Annotated in this window: 21 protein-coding genes; 2 read left to right on the forward strand and 19 right to left on the reverse strand. The window is 47.8% G+C overall.

The features are described 5' to 3' along the window. Window positions 1-42: 42 nt before the first annotated feature. The 8 genes from hcp to ffh form a co-directional block, all read right to left on the reverse strand. A complete protein-coding gene (gene hcp / locus N7386_RS15630; protein ID WP_279769579.1) occupies window positions 43-1,707 on the reverse strand; it encodes a hydroxylamine reductase in 1,665 nt (554 codons plus the stop codon). A 216-nt stretch (window positions 1,708-1,923) separates the two neighbouring features. Next, window positions 1,924-3,063 (reverse strand): bifunctional chorismate mutase/prephenate dehydrogenase, encoded by a 1,140-nt coding sequence (gene tyrA / locus N7386_RS15635; RefSeq protein ID WP_086903310.1) that lies wholly within the window; start codon window positions 3,061-3,063, stop codon window positions 1,924-1,926. Window positions 3,064-3,125: 62 nt separating this feature from the next. Further along, window positions 3,126-4,217 carry a 3-deoxy-7-phosphoheptulonate synthase gene (locus N7386_RS15640; protein ID WP_011717864.1) on the reverse strand — a complete coding sequence of 364 codons (1,092 nt, stop codon included), beginning with the start codon at window positions 4,215-4,217 and terminating at the stop codon, window positions 3,126-3,128. Window positions 4,218-4,514: 297 nt separating this feature from the next. Continuing rightward, on the reverse strand, window positions 4,515-4,868 hold the full coding sequence (gene rplS, locus N7386_RS15645) for a 50S ribosomal protein L19 (RefSeq protein WP_006080791.1): 354 nt from the start codon (window positions 4,866-4,868) through the stop codon (window positions 4,515-4,517). A gap of 34 nt (window positions 4,869-4,902) precedes the next feature. Beyond that, window positions 4,903-5,649 carry a tRNA (guanosine(37)-N1)-methyltransferase TrmD gene (trmD, locus tag N7386_RS15650; protein ID WP_011623586.1) on the reverse strand — a complete coding sequence of 249 codons (747 nt, stop codon included), beginning with the start codon at window positions 5,647-5,649 and terminating at the stop codon, window positions 4,903-4,905. A 15-nt stretch (window positions 5,650-5,664) separates the two neighbouring features. Further along, complete coding sequence (rimM, locus tag N7386_RS15655) at window positions 5,665-6,195, reverse strand: ribosome maturation factor RimM (RefSeq protein WP_011717865.1); 531 nt, start codon at window positions 6,193-6,195, stop codon at window positions 5,665-5,667. A 20-nt stretch (window positions 6,196-6,215) separates the two neighbouring features. Next, a complete protein-coding gene (gene rpsP / locus N7386_RS15660; RefSeq protein WP_011071566.1) occupies window positions 6,216-6,464 on the reverse strand; it encodes a 30S ribosomal protein S16 in 249 nt (82 codons plus the stop codon). A 218-nt stretch (window positions 6,465-6,682) separates the two neighbouring features. Then, window positions 6,683-8,056 carry a signal recognition particle protein gene (gene ffh, locus N7386_RS15665; RefSeq protein ID WP_011623589.1) on the reverse strand — a complete coding sequence of 458 codons (1,374 nt, stop codon included), beginning with the start codon at window positions 8,054-8,056 and terminating at the stop codon, window positions 6,683-6,685. A 288-nt stretch (window positions 8,057-8,344) separates the two neighbouring features. Here ffh and ccsA point away from each other — a divergent pair, with 288 nt between their 5' ends. Both ccsA and N7386_RS15675 read left to right on the forward strand, forming a co-directional pair. After that, window positions 8,345-9,133 (forward strand): cytochrome c biogenesis protein CcsA, encoded by a 789-nt coding sequence (gene ccsA / locus N7386_RS15670; protein ID WP_011717866.1) that lies wholly within the window; start codon window positions 8,345-8,347, stop codon window positions 9,131-9,133. A 101-nt stretch (window positions 9,134-9,234) separates the two neighbouring features. Next, complete coding sequence (locus tag N7386_RS15675) at window positions 9,235-10,506, forward strand: CNNM domain-containing protein (RefSeq protein WP_011717867.1); 1,272 nt, start codon at window positions 9,235-9,237, stop codon at window positions 10,504-10,506. 65 nt (window positions 10,507-10,571) lie between these two features. On the opposite strand, the gene N7386_RS15680 is transcribed toward N7386_RS15675, so the two are convergent. The 11 genes from N7386_RS15680 to N7386_RS15730 form a co-directional block, all read right to left on the reverse strand. Further along, window positions 10,572-11,108, reverse strand: coding sequence for an Mpo1-like protein (locus N7386_RS15680; RefSeq protein ID WP_089067270.1), 537 nt, complete (start codon window positions 11,106-11,108; stop codon window positions 10,572-10,574). Window positions 11,109-11,277: 169 nt separating this feature from the next. After that, window positions 11,278-11,661 (reverse strand): holo-ACP synthase, encoded by a 384-nt coding sequence (gene acpS / locus N7386_RS15685; RefSeq protein WP_011626879.1) that lies wholly within the window; start codon window positions 11,659-11,661, stop codon window positions 11,278-11,280. Then, window positions 11,661-12,398, reverse strand: a complete 738-nt coding sequence (pdxJ, locus tag N7386_RS15690; RefSeq protein WP_133178708.1) for a pyridoxine 5'-phosphate synthase — start codon at window positions 12,396-12,398, stop codon at window positions 11,661-11,663. Before pdxJ ends, acpS begins: the two co-directional genes overlap by 1 nt. 89 nt (window positions 12,399-12,487) lie before the next feature. Then, window positions 12,488-13,189, reverse strand: a complete 702-nt coding sequence (gene recO, locus N7386_RS15695) for a DNA repair protein RecO (RefSeq protein ID WP_279769589.1) — start codon at window positions 13,187-13,189, stop codon at window positions 12,488-12,490. A gap of 49 nt (window positions 13,190-13,238) precedes the next feature. Then, window positions 13,239-14,258 carry a GTPase Era gene (era, locus tag N7386_RS15700; RefSeq protein WP_011623597.1) on the reverse strand — a complete coding sequence of 340 codons (1,020 nt, stop codon included), beginning with the start codon at window positions 14,256-14,258 and terminating at the stop codon, window positions 13,239-13,241. Next, window positions 14,255-14,935, reverse strand: a complete 681-nt coding sequence (rnc, locus tag N7386_RS15705) for a ribonuclease III (RefSeq protein WP_011717872.1) — start codon at window positions 14,933-14,935, stop codon at window positions 14,255-14,257. The genes era and rnc overlap by 4 nt, the downstream gene beginning before the upstream one ends. Window position 14,936: 1 nt before the next feature. Further along, on the reverse strand, window positions 14,937-15,854 hold the full coding sequence (gene lepB / locus N7386_RS15710; protein WP_279769593.1) for a signal peptidase I: 918 nt from the start codon (window positions 15,852-15,854) through the stop codon (window positions 14,937-14,939). A 179-nt stretch (window positions 15,855-16,033) separates the two neighbouring features. Beyond that, on the reverse strand, window positions 16,034-17,824 hold the full coding sequence (gene lepA, locus N7386_RS15715) for a translation elongation factor 4 (protein WP_011717874.1): 1,791 nt from the start codon (window positions 17,822-17,824) through the stop codon (window positions 16,034-16,036). Window positions 17,825-17,991: 167 nt separating this feature from the next. Next, complete coding sequence (locus N7386_RS15720) at window positions 17,992-18,465, reverse strand: SoxR reducing system RseC family protein (RefSeq protein WP_279769595.1); 474 nt, start codon at window positions 18,463-18,465, stop codon at window positions 17,992-17,994. 11 nt (window positions 18,466-18,476) lie between these two features. Next, the gene (locus tag N7386_RS15725) at window positions 18,477-19,409 is read right to left on the reverse strand and encodes a MucB/RseB C-terminal domain-containing protein (RefSeq protein WP_011717876.1); all 933 of its coding nucleotides are present in this window, start codon (window positions 19,407-19,409) and stop codon (window positions 18,477-18,479) included. 12 nt (window positions 19,410-19,421) lie between these two features. Beyond that, the gene (locus N7386_RS15730) at window positions 19,422-20,045 is read right to left on the reverse strand and encodes an RseA family anti-sigma factor (protein ID WP_279769598.1); all 624 of its coding nucleotides are present in this window, start codon (window positions 20,043-20,045) and stop codon (window positions 19,422-19,424) included. Between the last annotated feature and the right edge of the window lie 14 nt (window positions 20,046-20,059).

The raw sequence follows: 20,059 nt of genomic DNA on the forward strand, positions 1-20,059 counted from the left end.
GCTTTAGCGCGAAAGCCGCAGTGACTCCATGCATAAATCGGCCTAGGCCACGTTCAGCATGGTCTTCAGATCGGCTTCAACTGTGGTGGTGTTACGCAGACCAAATTTTTCTTCCAAAATTTTGGCAAGATTGGCTGTTAAAAACGCCGGCGGCGTTGGGCCAGTACGGATGTTTTTCACCCCGAGTGACAACAGTGTCAGCAGCACGACAATGGCTTTTTGCTCAAACCATGAAAGCACGAGATTCAATGGTAATTCATTGATATCGCATTCAAAGATTTGTGATAGCGCGATAGCCAACTGGATAGCCGAATAAGCATCGTTACATTGGCCAATATCGAGTAAGCGCGGAATACCGTTGATATCACCAAATTCCAACTTGTTGAATTTGTACTTACCACAACCTAAGGTCAGGATAACGGAATCCTTTGGCGCCGATTTCGCTAAATCGGTGAAATAACTCCGCTCCGACTTATCACCATCACAGCCACCGACTAAGAAGAAGTGTTTGATAGAACCGTTTTTCACGTTTTCCACCACAGTCGGCGCTGCGGCCATTAAAGCATTACGGGCAAAACCAATGGTGATATTGTGTGGAATTTCATCGTATTGGAAGCCATCGAGTGCGAGCGCCTTGTCGACCACAACTGAAAAATCATCCCCAATTACATGGGTCACACCAGGCCAACCCACGATACTGCGGGTAAAGATACGGTCGCTGTATTGGCCCACATTCGGGTCGATAATACAGTTTGAAGTCATCACTACGGCGCCGGGGAAATTAGCGAATTCTTTTTGCTGGTTCTGCCAGGCACTGCCGTAGTTACCCACTAAATGGGCATATTTTTTAAAGGCGGGATACGCCAGCGCAGGTAGCATTTCGCCATGGGTATAAACATTAATGCCTTTGCCCGCCGTTTGCTCGAGGATAAGCTCTAAATCCTTCATATCATGGCCAGAAACCAGAATCGCTTTGCCTTTAACGGGTTTAGTGTTGACGACAGTCGGTTCAGGATGACCAAAGGCTTCGGTCTCGCCCGCATCGAGCATGGCCATGATACGGTAGTTCAGTTGACCAATATCCATGGCCGTGGTGAACAGTTTGTCAGCATCGACACTCGGCTCACCGAGAAACGCCATAATCTCATGGAATCGACCAGCAATCTCAGCATCAGTTTTACCTAAAACACGGGCGTGTTCCATGTAAGCCGCTGCCCCTTTAAGGCCATATAAGCACAGTAGTCTCAGCCCAAGGATATCTTCGTGGATCTCATTTTTATCTTTATTGAGTAAGGCGACTGGTGCTTGAGACAACATTTCAGGCTTGCTGGTACCCAGTACAAATTGCGCCACAGGAGGGAGCGATTCAGCCCGTTTACCCGCAATTTCACACGCCGCTTCATAGGCATTCTTTAAACTTTCACGGTACTCAGCTGCCTGCTTGGCATAGGCGATGATGCGTTCATCATCGAAGTTGACGTTGGTTAAGGTCGAGAAAAAAGCTTTAGGAACAAAAGTATCCACCTCAGGGTTAATGACGCCCAGTTCACGCGCCTTAGTCGCATACACTGAAACACCTTGCAGCATATAGATTAACAAGTCTTGCAGATCCGAGGTCGCGGCCAATTTGCCGCACATGCCTTGGGCATAGCTACAACCATTGCCAGCTGGGGTACGAATAGTTTGCTCACACTGAATACAAAACATGGATAGACTCCTAATTTAAATTCATGCTTTATTTTTGCATGTTTAAAATAAGTCTACCGAAACCGTAAATAAGCGATAGCCTTTTCTTGGCTCGAATGTGAAATCTTAGAGAGAGATCACCTTCAGTAATTGCTAATTAACACAATAACGCCCACCTGAAAAACCTAAAAAAATACCCATCAAAGATGGGCATTTTTATGGCTAACTCATTCATTATCAGTTTGTTTTCATATCACTGACCGATTGCAGCATCATGCGGCTTTCACGCTGAAACTGAGGTGCAAAATCACCAAACCATTTTGCCACCGTTTGGAACTGGCTGATAAACGCGTCCCTATCGCCCCGCTTTAACAGTTCTAATGCTTCGCGATAGTTATCCAAATAATCGCCAATCGCATGCTGGCTATCCTGCTGGGCAAAAATAATATCGGCATAGAGTTCTGGGCTTTGGGCAAACAAACGCCCGACCATGGCGAGCTCTAAGCGATAGATAGGTGAGCTAAATTGCAGCAGGGTTTCTATATCCGCCTCTTCTTTGCAAAGATTCAAGCCATACACAAAGGTCGAGAAGTGGCGCATCGCCTGTACCAACTGCATCGCATTATCGTGACGCTCTGGCTCAGCTTCGACAATCCGCGCGCCCCAAATCCCAATTTGTTCGAGCAGCCATTGGTATTTATCGGCTTCGCGGCCATGGCACACCACCACCACCTGCTTAGCCAAACTGCCGACATCCGGGCCAAACATGGGATGAAAGCCGACAACAGGCCCCTTATGAGCGGCCAACATGGCATTCATGGGTTCAGTCTTGATCGAGGTTAAGTCGGCTAAGATACATTCCTGCGGTAATTGGGTCAGTTTCTCACGGATAATGTCGCAGGTGATGGCGATAGGCACAGTCACCAATACCAATCCGGCGTCGGCAAATAAGGTTTCAGCTTGCTGCCAGTCGTCTTTATCCAGCACTTTGACCTGGTAACCCGAGAGCGACAGCATTTGTTGAAACAATCCACCAAGCTGGCCCTTACCACCAACAATCACGACCGAACCGAGATCGTTTTTCACTTGCTTAAAGCCAACATCCTTCTCATTGAGGTAGGACTCACGCATCAAACGGCGCAAAATATCTTCAATCAGTTGCGGCGCAATGCCCATGGTTTTGGCTTCTTCGCGGCGTTTTGCCAACATTGCCGCTTCACGTTGCGGCGCATAAATCGGCAGGCCTGCGGCGTGTTTAACCGTGCCCACCTGCGCGACTAAATCTAAGCGTTTACGCAGTAAATGCAGCAATTGCTGGTCGACACCATCGATGAGTCCGCGAAGGTGTTCTAATTCAGTTGTGGTTTTTTCGTTCATCTTATCAGTCCACTACACACCTAAAGTCAGGTGTTTAAACATTCGGCTCTTAAGATTAACTCTTAAGCATTGGCCACTTTGAGCATATCGAAACGGGTTGCTAATACCGAAGATAACTTCGATGCGCCCGCACGTAAAACGCTTTCGGTTTTTTCCCAATTAATACAGGAGTCTGTCACAGAAACCCCATAGGCCAGTTCGCTCAATGGTTTATCACAACTTTGATTACCTTCATTTAAATGGCTTTCTAACATCACGCCAATGATGGACTTATTGCCGTTGTAGATTTGGTTAAATACATCTTCACACACCGGAATTTGCCTGGTGTAATCCTTAGAGGAATTACCGTGGCTGCAATCGATGATAAGGCGCGCATTGAGTTTGGCCTTATGTAACTGCGCCTCACATTCGGCGACGCTCTGAGCATCGTAGTTTGGCGTTGCGCCACCGCGGAGGATCACATGCCCATCTGGGTTACCCGCAGTTTGCAATAACGCGACTTGGCCCTGTTGGTTAATCCCCATAAATCTGTGGCTACTAGCCGCCGATTTCAGCGCGTTAATGGCTACATCGAGCTTTCCGTCTGTACCATTTTTAAAACCGACGGGCATAGATAAACCCGACGCCATTTCCCTGTGGGTTTGCGACTCAGTCGTGCGGGCACCAATGGCTGACCAAGTCACTAATTCTGAGATGTACTGCGGGCTGATAGGGTCGAGCGCTTCGGTTGCCACAGGCAGTTCGAGTTCGGCCAACCAAATCATCAGCTCACGGGCCATCTTCAAGCCCTTCTCGACATCGAAGGATTCATCCATATCAGGATCGTTAATCATCCCCTTCCAACCCACTGTGGTACGTGGCTTCTCAAAGTAGACTCGCATCAAGATGTAAAACTCATCGCTGAGTTCATCGTGGAGTTGTTTAAGCTTTAAGGCGTATTCCTTGGCGGCATCGATATCATGGATAGAGCAAGGTCCGGTGACAATAAGCACGCGGTTATCACGCTTATGGACAATATCCGCCACGGTTTTGCGTGCATTGAGGATATAACGATACGCGTGCTCAGAGAGTGGCAGAGTCGCTTTTAGCTCCTGCGGTGTAATAAGAACTTTCTCTGAACTGATGTGTACGTTATTGATCGTATCCTGTTGCATGCTTACCACCGAAAACTGAAGTCATATCCCCATTTGCTCAGGAGTCTGGATCTCAAACCGCTGCGGGGAAGAATAAATAGCCGAGGCCACCACGTAACATTGTAATGATACACCATTACAATGAGCGACCAATATGCCTATTAATTGGCAGAAGATCAAGGAAGAATTTAATAAAATCGGCACTTAACCCGAAACGCACTCGAAATGGCTAAAAAGACAAACTGCAGGCAACAAAAAACCGCCACGAGGGCGGTTTTCTGTGCGAACACTACGTCTTGTTTTCTGTAGCGGGTACTATTACTTAGTAGCCAGCTTTTCACGGATACGTGCAGATTTACCTGAACGATCACGTAAGTAGTACAGTTTGGCGCGACGAACGCGGCCACGACGCTTAACTTCAATGCTAGCGATCAGAGGGCTGTGCGTTTGGAATGCACGCTCAACACCTTCGCCATTAGAGATTTTACGTACTGTGAATGCAGAGTGCAGACCACGGTTACGTTTAGCAATTACAACGCCTTCGAAAGCCTGTAAACGCTCTTTATCACCTTCTTTAACACGAACCTGAACTACTACTGTATCACCAGCACCAAACGCAGGTACGTCTTGTTTCATTTGCTCATCGTTGAGCATTTTAATGATGTTGTTCATAACTTACTCCGTTCTAGAATTAACTGAGCTACGACTAAGCATTCTTGTCCATTGCTTCAACGAACTGCGCTAAAAGAGTCGATTGTTCGTCAGTCAGAGCTAGATTTTCAAATAATTCTGGCCGTCTTAGAAAAGTCCTACCAAGGCTTTGCTGCAAACGCCAGAGTCTAATTTGTTCGTGGTTGCCACTTAGCAGTACTGCGGGTACATCGAGTCCATCCAGACTTTCAGGGCGCGTGTAATGAGGACAGTCCAGTAAACCGTCGGAGAAAGAATCTTGCTCCGCCGAAGCTTGTTTTCCTAGCACGCCAGGAACCAATCTCGATACTGCATCTATCAAGGTCATTGCGGGTAATTCACCGCCCGAAAGCACGTAATCCCCAACCGACCATTCTTCATCCACTTCCGTTTGAATGATGCGTTCATCAATACCTTCGTATCGACCACACACCAGAATCAACCGGGATGATTCAGCCAACTCAGTAACGCCTTGCTGATCCAGCTTGCGTCCTTGAGGTGACAAGTAAATCACCTTTGCCTCTTCGCCTGCCGCCGCTTTCGCAGCATGGATGGCATCGCGTAAGGGTTGCACCATCATCAACATTCCGGGACCACCGCCGTAAGGCCTGTCATCTACCGTACTGTGTCTATCATGGGTGAAATCGCGAGGATTCCACGTGTGCAACTCAAGCAGACCGTTCTTCACGGCACGACCCGTAACCCCAAAGTCTGTTACGGCACGAAACATTTCTGGGAACAGGGTAATTACCCCTAACCACATATGTTGTACCTCGACTTAAAAGTCAGGATCCCAATCCACTAAAATCTGTTTACCTTGGACATCCACCTTTAAGATGAATTGCCCTGGGACAAAGGGAAGCATACGTTCCACTTTGCCGAAGCTATCTTTCGCGTTGGCTTTCACTAAGAGCACATCGTTCGAACCGGTTTCCACGATTTGATCGACAACACCCATGTTATAGCCATTGGTATTAATCACTTCACAACCGATGAGGTCACGCCAATAGAACTCGTCTTCTGGCAAATCGTTCATCTGCTCTGGCAGGATCCCAATTTCGCAATTGGTGAGCATTTGTGCTCGCTCCCGCGTGGTGACACCTTCAAGCTCGGCGACAACCGCCTTACCTTGGTAACGCCACTGAATGACTTTTACTTCGCGCCATTCACCATTTTCTTTAATAAGCCAAGGTGAATAGTCAAAGATACCTTCAACAGAATCGGTATAGGCGGTGATTTTCAGCCAACCTTTAATGCCATGACAGGAGCCTAATTTCCCCAGTACGACTGGCTGTTGGTTACTGCTCATCAATCTATACCTTAACGCTATTAAGCAGCTGCTTTAGCGTCTTTGATCAATTTTGCTACGCGATCAGTTGTCGCAGCGCCGTTCGCAACCCAGTGCTCAACGCGAGCTAGGTCTAAACGTAAAGTTTCTTCTTGGCCACGAGCCAATGGGTTGAAGAAACCAACACGCTCAATGAAACGACCGTCACGAGCGTTACGGCTGTCAGCAACAACGATGTTGTAAAATGGACGCTTTTTAGCGCCACCACGAGCTAAACGAATGGTAACCATGCGTTTTCAATCCTCTAATGATTTGCTTGAAGCAAAAATAAAAACTGGAACCCCGTGTTCGCGAAGAGTCCCAGATAGAAAGCCGGAAGATTTTACCTGACTTTTCAACGAATGCAACCAAATCTGGCGATTATTAAACCTGCCTTAGGATTGCCCGCCTCATTTCAAATAGAATCAACCAACTGATAAAACATCAACTTTGATGAAAATCGCTGGAATTAACGGCCAGGAAATTTCATGCCGCCTGGCATCATGCCACGCATTCCGCGCATCATCTTTTGGATGCCGCCCTTGGCCGACATCTTTTTCATCATCTTTTGCATTTGGGTAAACTGTTTCAATAAACGGTTCACGTCTTGAATTTGCGTACCAGAACCCGCAGCGATACGGCGCTTACGTGAGCCCTTGATTAAATCGGGGTTTTTGCGCTCTTTGGCCGTCATTGAGTTAATGATGGCTTCCATTTGACGGGTCATTTTACCGTCTTGGATTTGCGCTAGGGCATCCGGGGGCAGTTGACCCACACCGGGCAGCTTTTCAATCATGCTCATCATGCCGCCCATGTTTTTCATCTGCTGTAGCTGCTCGCGGAAATCTTCGAGATCAAAACTTCCGCCCTGCTTCACTTTGGAAGCCAGCTTCATCGCCTTGTCTTTATCGACACCGCGCTCAACTTCTTCGATAAGCGACAATACGTCGCCCATGCCGAGAATACGTGAGGCGATACGGTCGGGATGGAAAGGCTCTAGGGCATCGGTCTTCTCGCCAACACCGAGGAATTTAATCGGCTTGCCGGTAATGTGGCGAATTGATAATGCCGCACCGCCGCGCGCATCACCGTCAACCTTAGTTAAAATCACACCAGTGAGCGGCAGCGCTTCGTTAAAGGCTTTGGCCGTGTTTGCTGCGTCTTGACCCGTCATGGCATCGACCACGAACAGTGTCTCAATCGGTTTAACCGCCGCGTGTAGCGCCTTGATTTCATCCATCATGGCTTCATCGACGTGCAGACGACCCGCGGTGTCGAGGATCACCACATCGATAAATTTAAGCTTAGCGTGGGCAATAGCGGCCTTGGCGATATCGATTGGCTTTTGGCTCACGTCCGATGGGAAGAACTCCACATCGACTTCGGTCGCTAAGGTTTCTAGCTGTTTAATCGCCGCAGGACGGTAAACGTCGGCACTGACGACCAGAACCGATTTCTTATGGCGCGTACGCAACAGCTTACCTAATTTGGCAACGCTGGTCGTTTTACCCGCACCTTGAAGACCCGCCATCATCACCACGGCTGGCGGCTGAGTGGCTAAATCCAGAGCTTGGTTTGCCTCGCCCATGGATTTTTCAAGTTCACTTTGAACAATCTTAATAAAGGCTTGACCAGGACTTAAGCTCTTCGCCACTTCCTGACCAACGGCACGTTCTTTTACATTGTTAACGAATTCACGCACCACAGGCAGGGCAACATCGGCCTCCAGCAGCGCCATACGCACTTCGCGCAGGGTTTCCTTAACGTTTTCTTCGGTTAAGCGACCACGGCCACTGATATTTTTCAGCGTGCGTGACAGTCTGTCGGTTAGATTCTCAAACATCGTCCTGCTCTATACCTTTAGGATCTCGATTAATGGGCTGTATTATAACGATGCGGGCGCATTATGCTACTGCTATGCCCTACTTGCGTTAACTTCGGCAACTAACCTGCTTTAGGTCATATTTTGCGATTCGCCTACGACTATTTACGTCTAACAATAAGAATCTGCTAAATTTTGCAACTTATGTCACTGCCCATTTGCCGACGGCTCATGTTATTCTAGGCAAAATATTGATCTGTATGCCCCGTTTTCAAGGCACCATTAACAACACGAATAGGTTAATTACCCATGGTCATTTTTTCTGCCTCAGCCATGTTTTTTTATTGCATCGCATTGGTATTAGTGACAAGTCGACTGTTCCATCCTGAAGGTCCTAATCGTAAGGCCGTTGCTGGTGTCGCCGCAATCGCCGTGATTTTGCACGCTGCCGCCCTTTCTCAAGCGATTTTTACGACCGATGGACAAAACTTCAGCCTCACTAATGTGATCTCCTTAGTGAACTGGATCATCGCCTTCACCTTTACCGTGATGATGTTTAGGCTAAAAGTGATTGTGGTTGTGCCCGTGGTTTACGCCTGTTCTGTGCTCTCTGTGGCCCTGCTCTGGTTATTGCCGCCTAAGTTTATTACTCACTTTGAGCTGTACCCTGAGGTCTTAGCCCACGTTGTGCTCTCTCTTATGGCATACAGCGCCCTGATGATCGCCGCCCTGTATGCGATTCAGCTGGCGATGATCCAAAATAAACTCAAGAAGAAACAATTAATGCTAAGCCCTGGCATTCCGCCGCTGATGACGGTAGAAAAACAGCTCTATCATCTTGTGATTATTGGCGTAATTTTACTGAGTTTATCCCTCGCCACTGGTTTTATCTTCCTCGATGATATGTTTGCCGATGGCAAAGGCCATAAGGCGATTCTGTCTATCATCGCGTGGTTTGTGTACATCGCCATGTTGTGGCAACAGTATTGGGTCGGCTGTAAAATTCGCACCGCGGTAATTTACACCTTAACAGGCGCGACCTTGTTATCCTTAGCTTATTTTGGCGCTCGGATTGTCAAAGAGTTAATTCTTAGTTAATAATTTCAAGTCAGCTTAGGCGCTTATTCCCTAAGCTGACTTGACACCCCGTTTATTTCTCGGTATCAACTTAACCTTATCGGCCTGATTGGAGCCTATTTTTGGACGCTATATCGACAAGCGCACTCCTCATTTTCTTACTAGTGCTTATCCTTTGTTCTGCCTACTTTTCAGGTTCTGAAACCGCCATGATGACCCTTAACCGCTATCGGTTAAGACATCTCGCCTCAAACGGCCATAAAGGTGCGATACGCGCCCTCAAGCTACTCGAACGTCCTGACCGCTTAATTGGCTTGATTCTGATAGGTAATAACCTAGTTAATATTCTCGCATCGGCCATTGCGACCATTATTGGTATGCGCCTTTGGGGTGATTTAGGCGTCGCGGTAGCCACTGGTGTGCTGACCTTAGTCGTATTGGTCTTTGCCGAAGTCACCCCCAAAACTATCGCCGCCTTAAACCCTGAACGCATTGCCTTCCCATCGAGTATTTTACTCATTGGTCTATCAACGATTTTCGCCTATGTCGTCACCAGCGTTAACTGGATAACCACAGGCATACTGCGTCTCTTCGGCATCAAAACCATCAGCAGCAGCGATGCACTTAGCCAAGAAGAGTTAAGGACGGTTGTACATGAGGCTGGCGCCTTGATCCCCCAACGCCACCAAGAGATGCTGTTATCGATTCTCGATTTAGAAAAGGTGACCGTTGAAGACATTATGGTGCCGCGCTCGGATATCTACGCGATTAACGTCAACGATGACTTTAAGTTTATCAATCGCCAAGTGATCCAAAGCCCACATACTCGAGTGTTGGTATACCGCGATACCATTGACGATGCCGTCGGCTTTATTCATCTACGTGACGCACTGCGCCTGCAATCAAAAGAGCAGTTCAGTAAATCCTCATTGCTACGTGCTGTCAAAGAACTCTACTTTATTCCCGAAGGTACACCGCTCAATGTGCAATTAGCCAACTTTCAGCACAATAAAGAACGTATCGGCCTAGTGGTCGATGAATACGGTGATATCCAAGGATTAGTGACACTCGAAGATATTCTCGAAGAAATTGTCGGTGACTTCACCACCTCGATGCTGGCCACACCGAGTGAAGACATTACCGCCCAGCAGGATGGAAGCTACTTAGTCGATGCCAGTATCACTATCCGTGATTTGAATAAAGAAATGAAATGGGATTTCCCAACCGATGGCCCCAAAACCCTCAATGGCCTGATCTTAGAGTATTTAGAGGATATCCCCGCTGAAAACACTAGCCTTCGCCTAGCAGGTTATCCATTAGAAGTCATTGAAGTTGCTGACAATATGGTCAAAACAGTACGTATCATTCCGCAGCATTATCAGTCGCCACGCTAACGTTCCCAGATAAAAAATCGGCTGAATCCAAATGGAATCAGCCGATTTCCTTCTCCCCCAAGAAATTATTTAACGCTTTGCGTCTTTAGACGTGCTTCGAGAGCCCGGCGCTTCTCGATAGCAATAGGTGTAATCTCAGCATCTAACGCCTTTTCTAACCCCAAGATAAAATACACTTCGGCCATTAAGAAGAACGGACCAATTAGCAGTTGGTTTAAATCGTCCACAAAAGCGGGTTTGGCCTTCTCGTATTGATGGCCAATTAACTGGAAAATCCATCCCACGATAAATACCGATATAGCCAACCAGAAGGCGTTGGGAGAGTCTGCCATGAGTTCAGTGGTATATACGACGGGGGCGATAAATAAAGCTAGGCCAATCGCTAACTTTGCATGTAAGCGAAAATAATAAACCAGCACACCTGCCCCTAAAATCACACCTAAACTCACATCGCCCGTACTACCAAGTGGAATACGGATAGTCGCCAGCAATAGAAAAGCAGACCATATAATCAATGGAATACCAACGAAATGGGTAAGTATGTTGCGCTGATTTAAATGCACACTCTTATAGGTTGATAGCTGCTCTACAGCGGATTTCATCTGGGGCTCCTTTTGCTGTGTCCCTGCAAATAAGTATCTAGATACCACTTTTGACCTAACCTAGCCCAAAAATGCGAAACTGAACAGAAAAAAGTAACAAAAATGTTGCCACGCATTTTACTCAATAAAAAAGGGAGCTAAGGCTCCCTTTGTGCTAATGGGTTAGAAACTAGCGCGATTCGAGGATAACCGTCGCAATGGCGTAGGATTTTTCATCCGCGATTGAAATGTGTCCCACCACGCCGTTGAGCAAAGCTAAACGCTGCTGCGCCCCTTGTGTAAAATCAATCGTCGGCGCACCATCGGGCGTATTCCCGATATGGATATGCTGAAAAGATACCCCTCGACCAATCCCCGTCCCCAAGGCCTTAGCTGCGGCTTCTTTGGCGGCAAAACGTTTCGCCAAATAACGGCTCGGTTGGCTATGCTGTTGATAGATTTCGAACTCAGCCTCCGTGAGTACACGTTTAGCCAGCTTATCGCCGGAACGTGCCACATGGGCCGTGATACGCTCGATTTCAACTATGTCAGTGCCAAGCCCAACGATTGCCATTATTCGCCTCGACGACCTTCTAACATCAGCGCTTTCATGTCTTTAACCGCTGTCGCTAAGCCATCAATGGCCGCACGCGCGACAATGGCATGGCCAATGTTGAGTTCATACAGCTCTGGGATCGCCGCAATCGGCTTAACATTGTGATAATGCAGCCCGTGGCCCGCATTCACGACTAAGCCCTTACCGTGGGCGTATTTTGCCATTTCGCTGATACGCGCAAGCTCTTTGGCCTCTTCCTCAGCTGTTTTAGCGTCAGCATAGCAACCGGTATGGATTTCGATAAGTGGCGCGCCAGAGGCGACCGCTGCGTCGATTTGCGTCTTATCGGCATCAATAAACAGTGACACTTGAATACCATTGGCGGCTAAACGGCTTACCGCTGCTGTGATTTTATCGAGTTGACCAGCCACATCTAAACCGCCTTCAGTCGTCACTTCTTGACGCTTTTCAGGGACTAAACAAACGTAGGTTGGTTTGACTTCGCAGGCAATGTTGAGCATTTCTTCAGTCACGGCACACTCAAAGTTCATCCGCGTCTTTAAGGTTTTTGCCAGCAGATACACATCGCGGTCGATAATATGACGTCTGTCTTCCCGTAAATGAATCGTGATACCGTCGGCACCCGCATGCTCGGCAACCGCCGCCGCATGGACAGGATCAGGATAACTGGTGCCGCGAGCCTGACGCAGGGTCGCAATATGGTCGATATTAACACCCAATAAGATACGGCTCATCGGGAACTCCTTTATGTTTGTAAGGCTAGAATTAACGCTGATTTGCGCCCTATTGTACTGGCACAGACAGTAAAAAACAGGAGCTAGGGCTAATTATTCCCATCTCTGTTAGAGGCGGTCGCTTGAATAAACAACTGTCGACTCACCAGCGGCTTATTTCCGAGCAAGGGTTGCAGCATAGACCGCATCAATCGTTTGGCCTCTAAAAACTGCTCTTGCAACAATTGATTATCGTTAAGTGCGGTTAACATCGCGCCTTGATAGGTATGCTTTGCCCTGCTGTTCAACACAAATTGAAAACCCAGTTCTGGCACGAGCTGATAGTAATGTTCAGGGATCAGCAGTTCGCCCTGAGTATCGCGGATAAGGGATGGCATGGCCCCAAGCTCCCGCAAGAGCGCCAGCTCAAGGTAGCGTAGCTTCGACTCGCAAAATTGCGCCGCGAGCCCGACCAAGGCTTGATGGTAAATGAGGAATAACGCCTCGGCATTATGGTGGACCGACAGGGTGCGCATCAGCAACTCATTGATATACATGCCGGCATACAGGCTATAACCCGATAAAGGCACGGCTGGCGCGGCTGCTTCAATTTGGCTGATGTTTTTGAGTTCAGACTTGCCGCTAAATTCAAAAATCAGCGGCTGAAAGGGTTGAAGAATACTTTTGATGGAGCGTTTACCACTCCCGACTCGCGCGACGGCATCAACACGACCAATACCGTCAACCAAGAGATTGACCAGCGCGCTAGACTCCCGATAAGGGCGATGATGCAAAACATACCCCCGTTTCATCGGTCTGCGCGCTCGTTCATGGTCAGGCTCGGCCTATTATCAGTAACGATTAATCGTCACCGTAGCCTAAGCTTCGCAGGGCGCGTTCATCATCGGCCCAACCGGATTTGACCTTCACCCACACCTCGAGGAACACTTTGTTATCAAACAAGGTTTCCATATCGAGGCGCGCTTGCGTGGCTATGGTACGAATGCGCTCACCTTTGCTACCAATCACCATCCGCTTTTGGCCTTCGCGCTCGACCAAGATCAGGGCGTTGATTTGATAAACGCCGTTTTCCATCATCTTAAACTGCTCGATTTCAACCGTCGCATCGTAGGGCAATTCATCACCTAAAAAGCGCATCAGTTTTTCGCGGACAATTTCAGAAGCCATAAAACGCTGCGAACGGTCGGTCACATAATCTTCTGGGAAGAAGAAGGGATTCTCGGGCAGAGACTCTGCCGCCATCTCTAAAATGCGCTTAACGTTGGTGCCCTTGCTGGCAGAAATCGGCAGAATTTCATCGAAGGGGTACTTCTTGGCCACTTCTTCCAAATAGGGGAAAAGGGCTTCTTTGTCTTTGATATTATCGACTTTGTTGATGGCTAACACGGTTTTACGTTCTTCACCGCCACGGCGAAGTTTACTTAATACCATCTCATCATCGGCGGTCCATGTCATACCATCGACCACAAAAATCACCATAGACACATCGGCAAGCGAGCTCGCCGCAGCACGGTTCATCAGACGGTTAATCGCACGCTGCTCTTCAATATGCAGACCCGGTGTGTCGATAAACACAATTTGACGCGGGCCATCGGTATGGATACCCATGATGCGATGACGCGTCGTTTGCGGTTTTTTCGAGGTAATACTGATCTTTTGCCCAAGCAAACGGTTCAGCAGGGTCGATTTACCCACGTTAGGGCGGCCAATAATGGCCACCATGCCACAGTAGGTCACATCATAGTGAACAGACGGCGCCGCCGCGCTCGCTGCATTCATCCTTGCCAGTAATTCATCTAAGCTCGGCTCATTGCTCGCGTTAGCGGCATCGACAGCTGGCAAGTCTGTTTTTTTGGTCATTTCTTCAGTAACTCCAATACTTGAGCCGCGGCAATCTGCTCGGCTTTGCGGCGCGAACTCGCTACGCCAATCACGCTTTCGCTCAAGTCATCTATACGACATTCAACGGTGAATGTTTGATCGTGGGCATCGCCTTCTATGTTGATTACTTGGTAATCGGGTAGCGGCTTCTTTAACCCTTGTAAATATTCTTGCAGTAAAGTTTTAGCGTCTTTTTGATTCACTCCGGGTTGGATCTCGGCCAAACGCTCGGCGTACCAATGCAGTAATAACTTACGGCACACTTCGAGATCGGAATCTAAGTAGATTGCGCCGATAATCGCCTCGACCGCATCGGCCAAGATGGACTCACGTCTAAAACCACCGCTCTTTAACTCGCCGGGGCCTAAGAATAAATAATCCCCAAGCTTAAAGGCCTTAGCAATCAAGGTGAGCGTATCACCACGCACTAAGGTCGCGCGCATCCGGCTCAAGTCACCCTCAGTCGCCTTAGGAAACTGATGGTATAAGGCGTCAGAAATCACAATCGATAAAATCGAATCGCCTAAAAACTCTAAACGCTCGTTGTGCTTATTTGCCGCACTTCTGTGGGTCAATGCTTGGGTGAGGAGATCAATATTCTTGAACTCATAACCCAAAGTACGACACAAACGTGGCAAATTTTTAATCGGTTCCATACTAGTGAATTCCACCTACTCGTTCAAAACGCACGCCACTTGGCACCCAAGTGGGCAGGAAGTCGGCTTTAGAACGGTCAAACTCAAAACTAATCCAGATAGCGACCGCTTTACCCACAAGATTCTCTTCAGGGACAAAGCCCCAGAAACGGCTGTCGGTACTGTTATCGCGGTTGTCACCCATCGCAAAATAATGGCCTTCGGGTACAAGAAACTCACCCGCTGGTAAATTTCCTTCACGCTTGAAGTATCCCAGCATATCGGGGCGGCTTGGATTGATTAAAATATCGTGGGCCACTTCACCGAGTTGCTCTTTAAAACGAATTAGTGGCACACCATCTTGGCTGAAATCACCACGGCTGATTTCGGTACGCGCCACCAGTTCTGGCTCTGGACAATTAGTTTGCTCTGCACCACAGGCTTTTTGGATCATCAACTGCTTGTTGCGGTAGATAATCCTATCGCCCGGTAAACCCACCACACGCTTGATGTAGTCAATCTGAGGGTTCTCAGGGTATTTAAACACAATCACATCGCCACGTTTCGGCTCGCCCGTTTCAATCAGTTTAGTGCGCCATACGGGATCTTTTAGGCCATAGCTAAACTTTTCCACCAGAATAAAGTCACCCACTAACAGGGTTGGCATCATAGAGCCTGAGGGAATTTGGAATGGTTCGTAAATAAACGAGCGCAGGATCAACACGAAGGCAATCACAGGGAAGATGGAATGTGCGGTTTCAACCACTGTGGGTTCGCGAATGATGTTATATTCGGCTTCCTCGGTTAAATTAGCCTGCGAAGCCTTGGCTAAGGCTAAGCTTTCGCGGCGTTTAGGCGCAAATACCAGCACATCGATTAACCAGATCAGCCCTGAAATCAGGGTGACTAGCACTAAAATAATGGAAAAATAGGCTGCCATTGCTTATTGAACTCCTGCCTTGAAATGTAAAGATCCAAACTCAGCGACTATTGTATTTCGACTCGCGAACTTTAGTTAACTTACCGTATTTCTAAAAAAACACCACAAAACATACGATAAGCTAAGTAAAGCGCCGCAAACTGCGGCGCAATAATAGCTAAATTGTGTTATCTCGAGTGTTACTCGTTTAGCTTAAGTACCGCTAAGAACGCCTCTTGTGGCACCTCAACGTTACCCACTTGTTTCATCCGTTTCTTACCCTCTTTTTGTTTATTCAAGAGTTTCTTCTTACGGGAAACGTCACCACCGTAACACTTCGCCGTTACGTCTTTACGTAGGGCTTTTACGGTAGAACGGGCAATAATTTGGCTGCCAACAGCGGCTTGAATCGCGATATCAAACATCTGACGTGGGATCAGCTCTTTCATCTTCTCAACGAGCGCTAAACCACGGTGACGAATGTTTGAACGGTGAATAATCATCGCCAATGCGTCTACGCGGTCGCCGTTGATCAGAATGTCTAAGCGCACCATGTCCGCAGGATCGAAGCGGATGAAGTTGTATTCTAACGATGCATAACCACGGCTGGTCGATTTTAAGCGGTCGAAGAAGTCCATCACCACTTCTGCCATTGGCAGGTGGTAAGTCACGGCCACTTGATTACCGTGGTAAACCATGTTCACTTGGGTACCACGTTTTTCGATACACAGGGTAATCACGTTACCTAAGTATTCTTTTGGCACCAGAATGTTAGCTTCGACGATAGGCTCACGCATCTCTTCAATGTTGTTAATCGCCGGCAAGTCTGCTGGGTTATCAACATAGATGGTTTCACCACTGGTCAACAGCACTTCATACACTACGGTAGGTGCCGTCGTGATAAGGTCAAGATCGTATTCACGCTCTAAACGTTCTTGAATGATTTCCATGTGAAGCAGGCCTAAATAGCCAATACGGAAACCAAAACCTAGGGCTGATGAACTTTCAGGCTCGAAGAACAATGACGCATCGTTTAGGCTGAGTTTGTTCAGCGCATCGCGGAAGTTTTCATATTCATCGGTCGAAATTGGGAACACACCGGCGTAAACCTGAGGCTTCACTTTCTTAAAGCCGGGTAATGGCTTTTCTGCGCCATGCTTAGCCAGCGTCAAGGTATCACCCACAGGTGCACCGTGAATTTCTTTAATACCCGCGATAACGAAACCTACTTCACCGGTTTTCAGCTCGGTTTTATCGGTTTGTTTAGGTGTGAAAATACCCACGCGGTCTGCGGTGTGGTTTTGTCCAGTAGACATCACCTTAAACTTGTCACCTTTCTTCAGCACGCCGTTTTTAATACGTACCAGAGAAACAACGCCTAAGTAGCTATCAAACCAAGAGTCGATGATCAGCGCTTGTAGCGGCGCCTCTGGGTCGCCTTCTGGCGGCGGAATTTGATCAACGATGACTTCTAATACTTCGTCAATACCCACGCCAGTTTTGGCCGAACAACGCACAGCGTTCATCGCATCGATACCCACGATGTCTTCAATCTCAGCGGCTACGCGCTCAGGATCGGCTTGGGGTAAGTCGATTTTGTTCAGGATAGGTACCACGTCCAGATTCATATCCAGCGCGGTATAACAGTTTGCAAGCGTCTGAGCTTCAACGCCTTGCCCCGCATCCACCACGAGCAGCGCGCCCTCACAGGCGGCTAATGAACGAGATACTTCATAGGAAAAGTCAACGTGGCCAGGGGTATCAATAAAGTTAAGTTGGTAAGTTTCGCCATTTTTGGCTTTGTATTCCAACGTGACGCTCTGGGCCTTAATCGTGATACCGCGCTCACGCTCTAGATCCATAGAATCAAGAACTTGCGCATCCATTTCACGGTCGCTTAACCCACCACAAACCTGAATAAGACGATCTGATAGCGTCGATTTACCATGGTCGATATGGGCAATAATTGAGAAGTTTCTAATGTGTTTCATTATGCTGCTATGACTAATACTGAAAAATGGATACGGTTCAAAGGTGCGAAATTGTACCTGATTGCGGTTTCAATACCAATCAGATTCACTCATCCTTCTCTTTAAGTCGGAAAATGTGGCTCTCAGCGGAAGTTTATTGCCAGATTAAAATCAATAACAACATGAAATTAAACGGGTAATTTATCTAAACTGATCCCTGAGCCTAAATAAGCCAAAATGACAGGTTGCGAATCGACTTCGAGTTGTTTTGCCTTGTGCTTTCCAAAGAACCAAGCGGTTAACGCACCTAAGGCAGCAAAGGCTATCGCACTGAGATCCGAATTGATTTCCAACAAACCTGCGAAAAACTGGCCAAGTACCGCGCCAGCAAATAAACCAAGCAGCGGCATCAAATAAACTAAGGCCGCCGCTTTCAGGATCACGCTCTCAGGCAAACCGAGCTTTAGCAGTTCGCCAACCTCGCAGTTTCGTTCACTTTGAATGGAGAATTGTTGTGTCTTTGCCGAAAAAGCCTGAGCTACCGCCGATGTACCACAAGACTCGCTACTGCTGCAGCTCTTGCAAGTACTTTTAAGCTCAACCTCGACGGTCAGCCAACCTTGATTATCGCAGGCGACAACCCGCGCAACTTCTTCCATCATAATAAGAGGCCTTATTCTAACATCAGACTTTTTGCGATACGGGCCAAGGTTTCAGTCGGCACTTTACCCACGGCAACTACTTCGGCATTACCCACTTTTTCAGACACCAAAGACAAGCCATTACGAGTGATTAACTCTTCGGGTAATGGCGTGGAACCTGCTCGGGCGACATAGACAGAAATGCTGGCTAAGCCATCGGTTAAGGCAATGTATTCAACCGCCTCGTGACTGCCAATCAAACGATGGTGATCACGCACCACAACACTAAATCCTGCCGGTAACCAAGAAAACTGCCAATTTTGTCCATCTTGGCGTTCAGCCTGGTCGATAACCGCTGGCCATTCTTGCTTATAGGCTTCCTGTAAAATCGATGGCGGCTCATTTAACTCAATAAGCTCAATCACCATCAACTGTTCAAGTAATTGTTTATCTTGAGTTAGCATGTCGTATCTGAGGGGCAGATAGGTGTCCATATCCAGCCAAATTTGGAAACCGTAACGGTACTCATCATTTGGCAGTAAACGGATCATTTGACCGGGACGTCCCGCAATGCGCGTGCGCCCACCGAGAACAAACTGATACCCCACTTCTAAGTCACTCATCTTTGATGAGAAAGCCGCAGGCCACACGCCCTGAATATGATTAGAAAGGATGCTATAGGCGGGTTGATCGTGTTCGATAAAGGTGACTCGGTTTCCCACTCTGACCGCATTTTTTGGCGGGCCATTGAGGTACTCAAGAAACGCAACTTCTTGATTATTCACCTTACCGTGAAGATAAACCAAAGGCCGAATATGGTCGGCCTGAAGTTGTATAATCGATGCTTTAAACTCTTTCTCTTTTAAAGCCTGGCTCATTTTCTCAAGCCAGACTTTGGCAGGCATATCTTCCTGCGCCACTGCAGGGAATACCAAGGCTAACAAAGCCAACAGGATTAGACGCAAGCTAACTCCTTACTACTGATTGACAGGAACGGGAATAACCTCGCTATTGTCTTCTACAACGGCACCCGTATTCAATCGTTGTTGCAACATATGGTCCTGAATATAAGTATTAATTCGGCGACGTTGCTCGTTCATTTGGTCATTTGTGTAGCTCTGATTTTGCTGCACAGGACCTGTCTGTAGGCTCACTGGCGATGCACTACCGACCAGAGGACGGGTGATGAGCACAGGCGATGGCGACGCGGCATCATCGGCGGTTTGGTTAAAGTTCTGTACGCCTACGATGGCGAACATAGCCACAGTAGCGGCAATCGCATACTGACCAAACTGCTTGAATAAAGGCACAACACGGCTTTGGCCAGCATTTACAGCCACTTGCTGTGGAGCCGCTGTGACTTCAGGCGCGCTCACTTGAGGCGAGACAATGGCAGGCTCAAGTTCGATTGCAGCCGCAATACTGGCGGAAAGGTCTAACGCCATAGTTTGGGGCAGCTCTCCCCGCATAGCATCACCTATCACATGATAGTTACGCCATTTATTATGTGAATGCGTATCGGCAGCAAGTTCTGCCATAGTCTGCAGATCTGTCTCTCCATCGACAGCGGCAGATACCCATTCTTGACCTAATTTATCCATTGTTCACCTGTCTA

Source organism: Shewanella sp. GD04112, from assembly GCF_029835735.1.
Taxonomy (GTDB): Bacteria; Pseudomonadota; Gammaproteobacteria; order Enterobacterales; family Shewanellaceae; genus Shewanella.

What these genes read in the sequence shown, in the direction of transcription:
- rnc (WP_011717872.1), bottom strand. Translation starts at nt 14,935, where the DNA reads ATGGAACCGATTAAAAATTTGCCACGTTTGTGTCGTACTTTGGGTTAT.
- pdxJ (WP_133178708.1), bottom strand. Translation starts at nt 12,398, where the DNA reads ATGAGCCGTATCTTATTGGGTGTTAATATCGACCATATTGCGACCCTG.
- rpsP (WP_011071566.1), bottom strand. Translation starts at nt 6,464, where the DNA reads ATGGTTACCATTCGTTTAGCTCGTGGTGGCGCTAAAAAGCGTCCATTT.
- recO (WP_279769589.1), bottom strand. Translation starts at nt 13,189, where the DNA reads ATGAAACGGGGGTATGTTTTGCATCATCGCCCTTATCGGGAGTCTAGC.
- trmD (WP_011623586.1), bottom strand. Translation starts at nt 5,649, where the DNA reads ATGTGGTTAGGGGTAATTACCCTGTTCCCAGAAATGTTTCGTGCCGTA.
- N7386_RS15730 (WP_279769598.1), bottom strand. Translation starts at nt 20,045, where the DNA reads ATGGATAAATTAGGTCAAGAATGGGTATCTGCCGCTGTCGATGGAGAG.
- rimM (WP_011717865.1), bottom strand. Translation starts at nt 6,195, where the DNA reads ATGAGCAGTAACCAACAGCCAGTCGTACTGGGGAAATTAGGCTCCTGT.
- ccsA (WP_011717866.1), top strand. Translation starts at nt 8,345, where the DNA reads ATGGTCATTTTTTCTGCCTCAGCCATGTTTTTTTATTGCATCGCATTG.
- N7386_RS15680 (WP_089067270.1), bottom strand. Translation starts at nt 11,108, where the DNA reads ATGAAATCCGCTGTAGAGCAGCTATCAACCTATAAGAGTGTGCATTTA.
- N7386_RS15640 (WP_011717864.1), bottom strand. Translation starts at nt 4,217, where the DNA reads ATGCAACAGGATACGATCAATAACGTACACATCAGTTCAGAGAAAGTT.
- lepB (WP_279769593.1), bottom strand. Translation starts at nt 15,854, where the DNA reads ATGGCAGCCTATTTTTCCATTATTTTAGTGCTAGTCACCCTGATTTCA.
- N7386_RS15720 (WP_279769595.1), bottom strand. Translation starts at nt 18,465, where the DNA reads ATGATGGAAGAAGTTGCGCGGGTTGTCGCCTGCGATAATCAAGGTTGG.
- hcp (WP_279769579.1), bottom strand. Translation starts at nt 1,707, where the DNA reads ATGTTTTGTATTCAGTGTGAGCAAACTATTCGTACCCCAGCTGGCAAT.
- acpS (WP_011626879.1), bottom strand. Translation starts at nt 11,661, where the DNA reads ATGGCAATCGTTGGGCTTGGCACTGACATAGTTGAAATCGAGCGTATC.
- lepA (WP_011717874.1), bottom strand. Translation starts at nt 17,824, where the DNA reads ATGAAACACATTAGAAACTTCTCAATTATTGCCCATATCGACCATGGT.
- tyrA (WP_086903310.1), bottom strand. Translation starts at nt 3,063, where the DNA reads ATGAACGAAAAAACCACAACTGAATTAGAACACCTTCGCGGACTCATC.
- rplS (WP_006080791.1), bottom strand. Translation starts at nt 4,868, where the DNA reads ATGAACAACATCATTAAAATGCTCAACGATGAGCAAATGAAACAAGAC.
- ffh (WP_011623589.1), bottom strand. Translation starts at nt 8,056, where the DNA reads ATGTTTGAGAATCTAACCGACAGACTGTCACGCACGCTGAAAAATATC.
- era (WP_011623597.1), bottom strand. Translation starts at nt 14,258, where the DNA reads ATGACCAAAAAAACAGACTTGCCAGCTGTCGATGCCGCTAACGCGAGC.